Here is a 12736-nt window from a genome sequence, read left to right on the forward strand (position 1 = left end):
TTGTTAAGCTCAAGCAGAGTTATGAAAATACGGTCGCTCTTGCTTGTGCTTATATCTGGCTCAAATTATGAATGTTCAACAGGCTCTAGTTGAATAAAAATATCCATAGCAAGGTTCTTTATTCTCTAATAAATATCCAGTAGCCAAATCACACTGCTTTACATCAATCCCCATATAAAAAGCCATAGCTAATGCCGTCTTTACTAAAGACCTACCAGCTTCTTTACCACCAAAATTTATTTCACCTTGAATAACTTGATTCATTGGTAAGCTATTAAGCTTTAGGTTTTCAAGCATATGAGTTTGAGAATCATTACTTATATTATTGTATTTACATATTTTTTTTAAAATATTTTTAGCCGTTTTTAAGTCTTTGGCTTCAATTTTAATATTAAAACTACCATCAGAATTTTTATGAACATGTTCGATAGGACGAGTTAAAAGAAAATCCCCGTTAGGTTTTTTTAGATACTCATTACCTTCTAAGGTTTTAACTAAATAATATGGAATTTTTTTTCCCTTTTTATATTTAAGTAGATAGAAAAGAAAGCTAGTTGATCAGCTAAAATACAATCCCAAATATGTCCATATTTGTTATTACATCGAAGACATATAAAATTTTTAATTTTAAGTCGACCTCCTATCGCTTGTGGAATAATATGTTCTTCTGTCTGATTAGTTTTATATATAGTTTCATTACATAATGTGCAATTATTCATGATGTATACCAAAAATTATTTAATTTGAGGTTCCAAAAAAATGTTTTCTTTTAAAATAGATAAAAGCAAAGATTGATCTGCTTTAAAAGCTTGAGGGGGTAGGAAAATTAATAGTGACCAAGCATTTTTTTATACTCAAGGATCTCAGAGTTTAAACTTGCAATAGTCGATTTAAGTAGATTGATTTGCTTAGCCTGACTTTGTTTCTGATACTCTAAACTCATGATAATAGACATAAATCTTTCTATCTTTTCTTGATTAAGTTCTCTAAACGTATCAGTTTTAGGTAGAGGTTTTTTGACAGAGTTTTTACTTTTAATAGCTTTTCTTTGATTAGACCTCTTGCGAAAGTAAAAACCACCTCAATCTAAATTTCATGAGATATCACAAATTAAATCGTTTTTCAGATTCTGAATTCCAGCGCTTGGTTGGTGTACCTCGACCAGTTTTTAGTGAAATGATCGAAGTTTTAAAAGAAGTAGAATCACTTAAAAAGAAATCTGGGCGTCCTCATACTTTAGCTATAGAGGATCAATTATTATTAACACTCAATTACTTACGGAATTACAGCACTCAATTGGAGTTGGCTGCAAATTACCATATCGCTGAAAGTAATGTGAATCGAACCATTAAAAAGGTTGAAGATGCATTGATGAAATCAAGACGGTTTACTCTGCCAAAACGAAGCATTACCACAGCAGACGAACAGTTTAACTGGGTCATTATTGATGCGACAGAATGTTCAATAGAACGTCCGAAAAAAAAATCAGAGTAAGTTCTACAGTGGTAAAAAGAAGAAACATACGCTAAAAGCACAAGTGATCTATCATCCGAACAGCAAACAAATCATAGGGCTAGATATATCGAATGGCAGTCAGCATGACATTAAATTGGCAAGAAGAACGGTTAAAAAATTCAAACATTGTAAATATGTTATGACCGATTTAGGGTACTACGGATTAGAGCAAGATGGCTTTAAATTATTGATGCCAATAAAGAAAAAGAAGAATTTACCCTTATTTGATGTTGAGAAAAAGTACAATAAAATGATTGGAAAAATACGAGTTGTGATCGAACATATTAATAGTCAATTGAAAACATTTAGAATATTAAGTGAACGCTATCGAAATAGACGGAAAAGATTCGGTTTACGCATTAACTTAATCGCTGCACTGGTAAATCGGATGAACTTGCAATAACGACTTTCGCAAGAGGTCTATTGTTTTTATTTTTCTGAAGAATAATTAGACCTTTTATATACTCAAGCGTTTTAGGATAAGTATTATAAATAGATGCACGATTTATATCTAATAATTCTGCAATTTTACCTATAGTAATTTTTTCATCTGTTCCTGATAAGAAATTTGCTACTTTTCTAATTAAATCTTCATTAATAGATAATGATCTTAATTCATGAATAGAAGTAAGTTCCAAATAAATTAGTAGACCTTCAATAAGATCAGTTAAATCTTTTTTCATTTAAGTTACCTCAATTTCAGTCATATCAATTTTCTTACCATTCAGAGTATCAATTATCTCAGATATTTTTCTCTGCTTTTCCTCAATATTTAAAGATAAATTAGTATATTTATTTCTTAGATCAACAGGGAGTTGATTTATTTGAGCCAACTTTGTATTGAGGTCTTCTAATAATCCTCTCCAAAAAGGCAGATTTGATTGTGTAGTAATATAGCCATAACAATTTATACAGCTTAATGGATCAGCAACTGATTTTAAAGAACAATCAGAACCATTCATACAGAAGCCATGAGGTAAAAAGTTAATAAAATCTTTATTTTTATTGAGATAGGAGTTGATTTGATCAATATGCTTAAACTCAATAGGGTCAATAGAAATGTTATATTTAAAGTCTTTCAAATTTAAAGCATTCAAAATAAATTTAACACCACCTCCCATACTTTGTTGTTTAGCAATAGATTCAGAAAATCCCATAAGTGATTTTATTTTGATAGTTTCATCAAGAGTCATAGATTGATTAATTAATTCAGTGTAAATAGCCCTCCTAGAGTAAATATAAGTCATAGAACTTCTCAAATGCTTAAATTGATGCTTAATTTCTCTAATTGTGCATAGATTGTTTACAATCATAAAGTAGGCAAATGTATGGCGAAATTGGTGAGGAGAGAAGTTGAAGTAATCATTAATATTATATTTAACCATATACTCTTTTGACATTACTTGGGTAGATTTATAGTTGCACTCTAAGAATTCGAGTTGATCAATATCATGCCTATCTAAAGTAATTTTAAAAACAGAAAAATTACTATTTAGATCTTTTGATTTGATATATTCTAAAGTATCAAAACTACAAGTATTTAATGAATAATTAAAGCAGAATATCTTATCATCTTTTAAATTACTTTTTAAATGTGTTATATATTCTTCATTAAAACGAGAATCTTTCGTATCGAGAATAGCTTGTACTCTTTCTTTGACTTTGTTATTGAGCTTAATTAAAAGATTGATCATTTCATTACATGATTGAGAGCTTATCCATGAAAGTTTTAATTTATGATCTACAGTTTTATTTAATGAAGATGTTATATAGAAAGTACCTGTATCTTCAAAGGTGAGAGATGGATCCGTAAATTTGAACAACTCCTATAAGTGATATTCTGCTCCTCAAATGATGTTATAAACATCAATATATGGAGTATTTTATGGCACGTAGACCAAGAAGAAATCATTCAAATGATTTTAAAGCTAAGGTAGCACTTGCTGCGATTAAAGCAGAAAAAACACTTGCTGAATTGAGTGCTGAATTTGATGTTCATCAAAACCAAATTATTGACTGGAAAAATCAATTGATCTCAGCTTCCTCGCAAGCTTTCGATCAATCAAAAGCTCCATCAGAACCCCCCATTGATCTTAAAAAGTTACATGCAAAAATCGGTGAGCAGGCATTAGAAATTGATTTTTTAGAAGGTGTGTTGAAGAAACTGGGCCGCTTCAACCACAAAAGTTAATCGACGACTCACTTCAGATTTCAGTATCTAAGCAAGCTAAGCTGCTGAAAGTCTCCCGTGGTTGTTATTATTATCGCCCAAAACCTGTTAGCTCATCAGATCTGAAGCTGATGCGATGTATTGATGAATTACATATGCAATATCCTTTTGCAGGCAGTCGTATGATGCGTGATTTGTTGAATCGTCAAGGGCATCATATAGGACGACGTCATACACGTACTTTAATGAAGAAAATGGGTATTCAGGCGTTATATTGCAAACCAAATTTAAGCCAGGCTAATCAAGCTCACCGTAAATATCCATATCTGCTCAAAGGGTTGGCTATTCTGCGCAGTAATCAAGTGTGGTCTACGGATATAACGTATATTCCTATGGCAAAAGGCTTTGTTTATTTATGTGCTGTGATTGATTGGCATAGCCGCAAGGTACTTGCGCATAGGGTATCGATTAGTATGGATGTGGATTTTTGTATTTCGGTTTTAAATGAAGCGATTGAAAAATATGGATCACCTGAAATATTGAATACAGACCAAGGCAGTCAGTTCACCAGTGATGCATTTATTGATGTATTGAAATCAAATGGCATTCAAATCAGTATGGATGGTAAAGGTCGATGGGTAGATAATGTGATGGTTGAACGATTATGGCGGAGCGTTAAATATGAAGAGGTGTATCTCAAAGCTTATAGCAGTGTCACAGATGCGAAAAAGCAATTAAGTGCATATTTTGAGTTTTATAATTTGAAACGACCTCATTCGAGTCTAGACAAAATGACACCAAATGAGTTTTACTATGATCAGCTACCCCAACAAAACAAGGTGGCTTAACTAGAGCGGAATATCACTTATAAATACGCTTTTAGTTGTTCAAACAAGTGGGACCACCTCTGGTGCAAGTATTTTCCAGTTCTTTAACTTCATCTTTTCTCATGCCTGTAAATAAAAGAGTATTAAAGATAACAACTTTTCTAAATTTATTAAGGGATTTTATGAAACTATAACCTTTTATAGACCCATGATCTCTTTTAGATAAATATTCACCATTCTTGACTAAATAATTACCTTTTTTAATATTTTCAAGTTCATCAGTAAAGTATCTTATCCAAATTTTATATTTTTCCTCAAATTCTTTTTTGTATTTCTCAATTGCTTCAAATGTTTTTAATAAAACATGATCAGGAATTATAGGATAACTATTAGATTTATTAGTCTTTATATTCTCTTCTTTATGATTATCTCTAATTTTAGGTTGATACGTTTCATATACTCTATAAGTTTGAGGAGTTATTAATCTATAATTATTCAAAATTGAAATTAACACAGCTAAATGCTCTTTTTTACTTTTAATAGAGTGGTTGAATTTTTTAAAAATTAGTTGTAGCTCTAGTGATTTTAATTTATTTAAATCTCTAAAAGATTTTAAGTTTTCTTTCATTAATATTGATGCTAGATATTTTAAATGAGAAAAAACTCTCTTCATAGAAGACCACTTTATTTTTTTAAAATCTCTTTGTTTTCCAAGAAATACCATACTTAAACATATTGCTTTTAATTCATATTCAAAGTCTTTACTTAAAGATGCAAATGATATTGGTTTTTCACTAATACCAAAAACAAATCTAGGGTCTTTAAATTGAATTTCATGCAGACAGTCTCTTCGCTGAGGATTGATTAAAACAACTTTAGAATTAATCTTTTTTATTAATCCTTCACTATACCTTTTAAAGGATATATTTCCTTCACCATCAATAATAGTGATAGCATCAAGAACGAAGTGTAAATCAGTCATTTCAAACCCTATAATGAGAAGAATTGATTAGGCTTATAATTAATTATAGCTAAATTATAAATTTTCGGATCATTCTGTTTTAAAAGGTTCAGAATATATTCAATACGGCTATTAAATTCGTTAATGGCGAGAGGTATTACGGACTCTGGATTGTATGATGATGAAATTGCCATCATTTGAGATATACAGATATTTTTAAAATCTAGTAATTTATGAATTTGTGCTTCACTATTTACTACGCTAAAGTTTTTGCAAAATATACATGCTAGATAATCAGAACAGTTTTGAATATTATCTAATGGCACTTCTGAGCAATTACCTATTGGAGTAAATTGGATTATATTGTCATTTATGATGGCAGAGCTTTCTGGACTAATATCCTTGATTTCAGGAATATCTAGATTAATTTCTCTTTTTAAATGTATTTCTAATGATTTTGTTCCTTTAGAAAGATTTTGATTACATTCTGCTGTACTTATTTCTTCATAATGACGAACATATACATCAAAACTATGATTTATTAATGATCGATAAATAGAGAATTGGTTTAATACTATTTTATAGACTTTATTGCTAACTGTCTTACGCATTCGTACAGTGTCGTAACTCACATCACAACCAACATCTTTTAGTAACTCATTGACTTTTTTGACTATGTTTTCATGGTGAGCAACTTGTAATTCACCTAACCTTGAAAGAAAAACAAAGAAATAATCTGTCTTAAATTCGGGATTAGTTGCTTTTTCTAGAATTTGCTTTCTTAAAATATCCCGTATATAGAGGAATAAATAAATAGTTTTGTCTTTTGCATTTTTAAAGTAAACATGCGATTCAGTATTATTTTTTGCCCTAGCTTTTAAGAAATTTAAATAAAATATATTTTTATCTTGTTTATACTGTTCTTCTGTAAGTTTAAGACTGGGCAGAGTAAAACTTGAAGTGCGACATAAACCACCTAATTAATTTAAAGGGTTTATGGAGTATATAAAATTGTCATACCATCATCTTAACTTTGAAGATCGTACTGCATTAATGCTTGAGTCAAGAAAAGAAGGCTTTTCAGCCAGAAAATTTGCTGAACTCATTAAAAGACATCCTAGTACGATCTATCGTGAGCTTAAAAGAAATAGCATCAATGACGTTTATCAAGCTCGATATGCTTCTGATAACACCTTCGCTAGACGTAGACGTGGTCACAGAAAACTCAAAATCGATTCAATCCTCTGGAAATTTATTGTTGAAGCGATCCGTTGTTTATGGTCTCCTCAGCAAATAGCAAAGCGTTTAAAGACATTTCCTGATTTGGATCAAACAATGAATGTAAGCCATACAACGATTTATTCAACGATACGCGCATTACCAAAGGGTGAGTTGAAAAAAGACTTATTATCCTGTCTGCGTCATGAAAATAAAAAGCGAAAAGCTAACGGTGAACCTAAAAAAGATTCTATATTACAGGATATTAAAACTATTCATGAGCGCCCAGCCGAAGTTCAAGAAAGAAAAATACCGGGTCATTGGGAAGCTGATTTAATTAAAGGTAAAGACAATAAAAGTTCGATAGCAACACTTATTGAACGAAATACACGGCTCTGTATCTTGGCAACATTACCTGATGCAAAGGCAGAATCAGTGCGCAAGGCTTTAACTGAAGCTCTGAAATATTTACCTGCAGAACTGCGTAAAACGTTGACCTATGACCGTGGACGCGAGATGGCAGAACATAAAATACTTGAAGAAGATTTAGGCATAGATGTATATTTCTGTGACCCACATTCACCCTGGCAAAAAGGCACATGCGAAAATATGAATGGTTTAATTAGGCAATATTTACCTAAAGGGATTGATTTAAATCAGGCAGATCAGCATTATTTAAATCAAGTTGCCATGTCACTGAATACTCGTCCTAGAAAAGCGTTAGATTGGCTTACACCATTAGAGAAATTTGCTCAGCTTGTTGATTATCATAAGACTTTTCAAACTGTCGCACCTCATGTTTGAATTCGCCCTGCATAAAGTAGATACATTCATGCCAGTAGTTATTTGAATTAATGCAAAGTAAGCAACTAATGATTTACTACAATCATTTTCATTAATTTTAATGACTTCAATTAATTTATAAAGTATACTCATTAACTCTTTTTGTGAATAACTATTAGTAAGTACATCATTTTTAACTAATTCTTGATTATAATTTTTGTCGTCATAGTCTCTGATGTATTTTTGTTTAGTTAAATCACATAGCCATTTTAAAATAATAAAGTAATGGTTTTTAGTGCTTGGTTTTAGCTTCTCAAAAATAACTTTTTCATTTATCTTTGATTTAATATCTCTAAAATATGAATAATTATCGGCTGATAATATTTTTAACCCATATTTTTCTAGGTCATTTGAATCAGTATAATTAATGAATATCTGTCTCAAGGTTGAGATGTTATATTTAATAGATACTTCATTTAATTCATTATATTTAATCTTAGAAAGATATTTATGAAAAAACTGGTAAAATTCGGATGCAAATTTTTCTGATTTTTTATATAGATTTTCTAGACGTATAACTGATACATTATGATGCCTGTGGTTAATATATAAATGTTTGTGATCATACTTTTCATAATCAAACTTTTCATTTGTTAAGATTTCAACTATGAAAACTACATAATTAAAACATTTAGTTGATATATATGATCTTAACTTTATAAGCATTTCGTATTTATTTTTAGAAATTGCAAGAAGACCATGTTCTTTTATCTTTGATTCATCATTAGGATATTTTTTTAAATGATTATTTAATATTTTTTTAAATTCAAAAAAACGTTTTATTTCAGTTTCGTTGGTTAAATTTTCTTTGATCTTTTCATATTGTGATAACACAATTGGGTTTAGTTTATAATATCGTGTAATGTCATGCACAGTATTCCCAATCAAGATAGTGACTTTCTTTCCACGTAATTTTTTTATAAGATATTTTTTCTTAACTCCTATTTCTACGTTATTTTCAATATTATCTGCCAAATTTCCTAATGAGGTTGATTTAGAAAATTGATTGCTATCAATTATTAATTTACGAAAATCTTTAAATATATTTTTCTGCGATAAAGGGGATAAAGAAGGTAAAAATTCAGTTAGAAGATTTCTGAGTTTAAGAGTAAGACTTTTATTTAAAAGATATAAATCTATTAATCTAAATTCGTTCTCAGCTATTGTTAATGAGGACGCTCTTTTAATTTCATTACCACTATAGCGTGATAATAGTTTTAGTATACGTGAGTAGCCATTTTTGTAAATTTGATTAAATTCACAGTATAGTTTTAATTCCAATTCTAAACGATATTCGTTATCGTTAACTAGCAGATCTATATCTCGATCAAGTTCATTCCTAAAATAAATAGGATATTCCTCAATTAGTCTTTTGATCTCAAAGCAGTAACGAACTATCGTTTTTTCAGAATTGGTAACAAAATCATAGTCTTCTAGAAAACTCTGCATATACTCATAGAAAGTCATTTAAATTCTCCCTATTTTGTTCATCACGGTAGATATTATTTTTTTCTAAAACTTCTCCTATACCGCTTTGAGCAATCCAATTTTCTCTAGTATTTTTCGTCGTCAGGTATTTCTTCGTGGTTTCAAATAAAACATGCCCTAATTCATCACTAACAACAAAACGTATGTGCTCCATATCAATTCCTTTGTTCCATAATTCCATAACGCGATTTAAGGCATAGGTTGCTCTTAAATCGTGAAAAGTCTTATTGAATATAATTCCTTGCTCTTTTAACTCGTCTTTTACTGGATAGATAATATTTGTGATTGTTTTAAAAGTTATCCTCTCTCCCTTATTGTTCAGAAATAAGGGAGGGGATAATGTGTATCCATTTTTTTTAAAATACTTTTGTACAGCTAACCTTCGATCATCACTATTACAGTATTTTATTATTTCATTTAGAATTGATTTTTGAAAATATATTTCTCTTTTCTTACCAAACTTGCCTGTAACTGTATACAATCCATTATTGCTTTCATCTATAATATCCTCATTGATATTTATAATTTCTGATCTTCTTAAACCATATTCTTTTGCTAACTTTATCCAAATCTGTCTATTTTGGGTTTGAGTATATTTGGCACTAATGAGATAATTATATTCTTCATGGGTGTAAGCACTTAAAGTTTTACTTTTAACTCCTTTGTATTTTTTAGGAATATTTATACTTTTTTTTATAATTTTAACAATAGGGGCTTTTTTAGAATTAGTTATGTTTGAATGTTCGTTTATATAGTAAGCATTAGAATAAGTAAAGGGAAGACGACTTATTAAACTGTTATGAACGGCCCATTCATATAGTATCTTCACATCATTTAGATAGGTTCTAGCTGTTTCATACTCAATAGGAAACTCCGTAGATTTAATGCGATCTATTAGATAGTTCCTAAATAAACTAATAGGATCTTCATTATCTTCATAAGCTTCATCTTTCCAGTTAATATTATTCTCAGTCAGCCAAGTTAAGAAGATGATTAGTGCTGTTTGAATACTTTTAATTCTCAATATACTGATTTCATCCCCTCTTTTAGAATGGTTAACAGAGAAATCATTAAATCTAAACTTTTCAATTAAGAACAAGTTAAACTCTATGCTTGTTTCAATGTTATCTAAGTGAATAAGCTGAGGAAAATTTGTATATGCCTCATGTTCAGGTAATTGCTTGGAAATAATTTTAATATCATTAGTCCCTCTAGTCTCATACTGACAATTTTGTAAGAATATATTGAGGGAAACAGACCTAGTTTTCATGTAATTAACCTTATTTAACTTATAGGCCAAGTTCATATCCTAGGTGTTTTTATGGTAATGTCAAAACAATATTGTTAATAAAAATGTTAATGAAAGACTTATTTTCAATCATGATGTACGTTTTTCTCAATTTACCTAGGAGGTAACTTAAGGTAAATGCATATATTTATTTGATGTTTATAAAGAAATAACTACAGCCTCTAGTAAACGCTATGTAAGTTGTATAATTCTAAATCTGTTTAAGGATTTCAATCTTGTCTTGGGTTTTCTTACCTACCCAAAAATGTGTTCGTCCAACAATAATTAAAATCAGCGGTAATTTTGATTTGAGGTTTTTATGCCAACTTGTGTAGTCTGTCATAGAAGGTTTTGGGGCATCTTCTGGATGTGTATGCCACTCGCCTAAGTAGTGCCATTTACCTTTACTTTTCTTAAAAGCATCATCAATAACCTTTTGATGATGCTTACTTATTCGATCCACCATAAATCTGCTTCTGATGTCCCATTGGCTTGGCTCAGATAAGTCTGTTATGACTATATGGATATCTCTACGTTCACCTATCAATACTCCAGCACTTTCTGGGCTAGAATCATTCATTTGCCGATATGAGAGCAATATATTTGCTACTTCAGTCGAGATTACGACTAAGGACTCATCCAGAGATTTAAAAACGAGTTCTTTATCGACCATTACAGATTTCACAAAAGTCTTGTTTTTTAATCCAAGTCGGCTTTTTAGTACGGCTACCCATGAAGATATGTTCTTTATAATTCCAGTCTCTTTTGTCTTCTAAAGTGGATAAAACCGCTTCTTGCATCAATGCTGCTGTCATAACACTAACTGCTGCATCATATGGTGTGTATGTGTTACCACATGACACTTTCTTTTTGTTTACTTTTAATAGCTTCTCAAAACGTATATCAGTACCATTTTTATAGAAAGCCGGATCGCCACATAGACAGTTATAACATCCATCTGAGCTATCAATGAATACTTTTGATGCGATACCATTGCCGTCATTAAATCCATGAACAATGATAGGTCTATCCTTAACTTCAATCTCTCGACTAACTTTTGTTAAGCGTTTTGATACAGGTGCTCGGCCAGTGGCATCAATAACGATGTCGTAATATGATAAGTAGGTTTTAATAATAGGAAATCCACACTTATAAGCTTTGATCTTGACTATAAGGTGCGTTGAGTTTTGAAGGCTATCTTTAAGAGCCTCTGATTTGTATCTTCCAAAATTACTGCTAGTCAATGTATGCCGACTGAAATTGTGCGGACCATATTTATCATGATCAAATAAATCTAAACTTTTGGTTCCCATACCAGCACCGGCACGAATTAAAAGTTCAGCCAAGTATCCACCAATTGTTCCACAACCAATTAAAGCAATTTTCTTCGTTCGTAAATCGCCAATTTCAGGTCTAGATCGATTGCGGGAAAGGATTGTATCTCTATCTGACTTCACAAAAGAAATTCTTTGGAATTTATTAAAGGCATACTTGCCCGTAAGAGCATGACTTGCTCGTACCAAATTAAGTTTACGTCCACCTTTACCTTTTTTTCTAGGATTAGCATATGTTGTAAACTGTACTGCTGTTTGATTCAGTTCAAGTATTACCCCGAATGTATCTTGTTTATCTATCTCTAAAACAATCAAATGGTGTTTATAAGGATGATCAACAAAATATTTAATCAAATGTGCTTTAGCATTATGATCTACGAAAGCTAACCATTGGATTAATGCTTTGGCATCTTTAGGAGGCCAAGGAATACCGGAAAGTTTTGTTGGTCTAACTTTGAGAAGAAATACATTAAGTTTATGTGAGTCAAATTCCTTAAGTGATCTTTGGTTTAGCCATTTAGCCTGAATATCTTTATCTTTTTGTCCAAACAAAATAGATTCAAGGTAATCAGATCCATCAGTAGAAATATTTCGAGTTAGATATGCAACATCGCCATTCAGCGAGTTCAAATCAGTCAGAGCATAAGTTGCTCTCTCAGCTTTCCAATAAGCAACAAACTCACCCTCTAATTCAATTTGGTCTATTTGACCGTTAGCTAAAGATTGAATTGAGTTATCTAAAGTAAGCTGGATCTGGCAATCTATAGTCCTATATAGATTGCTAATATCATTCGGGTTCCAATCGGCTTCCATTTGCTCAACATAGCAAAGATATCCACCATTATTAACGTGTGGAAGCAGGAGATCATCAAACTTTGTAGGTTTGCTGATGATGTGTGCCCACGGCAAAATTGTATATGCGTCATAGCCAATTTCTAGAGCAATTGTGAAAGTACCCTCAGATGTTGAATACTCTTTAAAGTAAATAGGGTATTTATCATCAATGTCACATAAAGCCTTATATCTATTTCGTTGCTTGATTGCTAGGTGTTTATATCCGCAATCAAGCATCACAGCATGTAATTCTGACAC

13 protein-coding genes are annotated in these 12736 nt (G+C 31.0%); 3 read left to right on the forward strand and 10 right to left on the reverse strand.

The features are described 5' to 3' along the window. Positions 1-75: 75 nt before the first annotated feature. Positions 76-297: a hypothetical protein gene (locus FOC32_RS09105; protein WP_217706272.1), complete on the reverse strand. Its 222-nt coding sequence runs from the start codon at positions 295-297 to the stop codon at positions 76-78. A 197-nt stretch (positions 298-494) separates the two neighbouring features. Further along, complete coding sequence (locus FOC32_RS17255) at positions 495-719, reverse strand: HNH endonuclease (protein ID WP_175967086.1); 225 nt, start codon at positions 717-719, stop codon at positions 495-497. A gap of 376 nt (positions 720-1095) precedes the next feature. Between FOC32_RS17255 and FOC32_RS09115 the strand changes: the two genes are divergently transcribed. Then, positions 1096-1918, forward strand: a protein-coding gene (locus FOC32_RS09115) for an IS5-like element ISAba27 family transposase (RefSeq protein WP_104426124.1) whose coding sequence is annotated in 2 segments (ribosomal slippage) — positions 1096-1476 and positions 1478-1918 — 822 coding nt in all. Because the reading frame shifts where the segments join, the coding sequence is not laid out codon by codon here. Here the strand turns inward: FOC32_RS09115 and FOC32_RS09120 are convergent. Next, a complete protein-coding gene (locus FOC32_RS09120; RefSeq protein WP_175967088.1) occupies positions 1875-2198 on the reverse strand; it encodes a hypothetical protein in 324 nt (107 codons plus the stop codon). The genes FOC32_RS09115 and FOC32_RS09120 overlap by 44 nt on opposite strands. Continuing rightward, the gene (locus tag FOC32_RS09125; RefSeq protein WP_217706273.1) at positions 2199-3209 is read right to left on the reverse strand and encodes a hypothetical protein; all 1011 of its coding nucleotides are present in this window, start codon (positions 3207-3209) and stop codon (positions 2199-2201) included. It lies immediately after the preceding gene. 179 nt (positions 3210-3388) lie between these two features. On the opposite strand from FOC32_RS09125, the gene FOC32_RS09130 reads away from it, so the two are divergent. Beyond that, a protein-coding gene (locus FOC32_RS09130; protein ID WP_122959110.1) for an IS3 family transposase occupies positions 3389-4533 on the forward strand; the annotation gives its coding sequence in 2 pieces (ribosomal slippage) (positions 3389-3653 and positions 3653-4533; 1146 coding nt in all). A gap of 31 nt (positions 4534-4564) precedes the next feature. Here FOC32_RS09130 and FOC32_RS09135 read toward each other — a convergent pair. Then, positions 4565-5494 (reverse strand): hypothetical protein, encoded by a 930-nt coding sequence (locus FOC32_RS09135; RefSeq protein ID WP_175967092.1) that lies wholly within the window; start codon positions 5492-5494, stop codon positions 4565-4567. 8 nt (positions 5495-5502) lie between these two features. Then, entirely contained in the window at positions 5503-6084 is a 582-nt protein-coding gene (locus FOC32_RS09140; protein ID WP_175967094.1) for a hypothetical protein, read from the reverse strand. 442 nt (positions 6085-6526) lie between these two features. Between FOC32_RS09140 and FOC32_RS09145 the strand changes: the two genes are divergently transcribed. Then, a complete protein-coding gene (locus FOC32_RS09145) occupies positions 6527-7495 on the forward strand; it encodes an IS30 family transposase (protein ID WP_014538385.1) in 969 nt (322 codons plus the stop codon). On the opposite strand, the gene FOC32_RS09150 is transcribed toward FOC32_RS09145, so the two are convergent. The 4 genes from FOC32_RS09150 to FOC32_RS09165 form a co-directional block, all read right to left on the reverse strand. Next, the gene (locus FOC32_RS09150) at positions 7430-9001 is read right to left on the reverse strand and encodes a hypothetical protein (RefSeq protein ID WP_175967096.1); all 1572 of its coding nucleotides are present in this window, start codon (positions 8999-9001) and stop codon (positions 7430-7432) included. The two genes, FOC32_RS09145 and FOC32_RS09150, sit on opposite strands and share 66 nt — an antisense overlap. Beyond that, positions 8988-10322: a tyrosine-type recombinase/integrase gene (locus tag FOC32_RS09155; RefSeq protein ID WP_228761252.1), complete on the reverse strand. Its 1335-nt coding sequence runs from the start codon at positions 10320-10322 to the stop codon at positions 8988-8990. Before FOC32_RS09155 ends, FOC32_RS09150 begins: the two co-directional genes overlap by 14 nt. Positions 10323-10521: 199 nt before the next feature. Beyond that, on the reverse strand, positions 10522-10983 hold the full coding sequence (locus tag FOC32_RS09160; protein WP_175967100.1) for a Mov34/MPN/PAD-1 family protein: 462 nt from the start codon (positions 10981-10983) through the stop codon (positions 10522-10524). Continuing rightward, positions 10973-12736 carry an E2/UBC family protein gene (locus FOC32_RS09165; protein WP_228761253.1) on the reverse strand — a complete coding sequence of 588 codons (1764 nt, stop codon included), beginning with the start codon at positions 12734-12736 and terminating at the stop codon, positions 10973-10975. The genes FOC32_RS09160 and FOC32_RS09165 overlap by 11 nt, the downstream gene beginning before the upstream one ends.

This window comes from Acinetobacter sp. FDAARGOS_724 (assembly GCF_013364475.1).
In the GTDB taxonomy this organism is placed as follows: domain Bacteria; phylum Pseudomonadota; class Gammaproteobacteria; order Pseudomonadales; family Moraxellaceae; genus Acinetobacter; species Acinetobacter variabilis.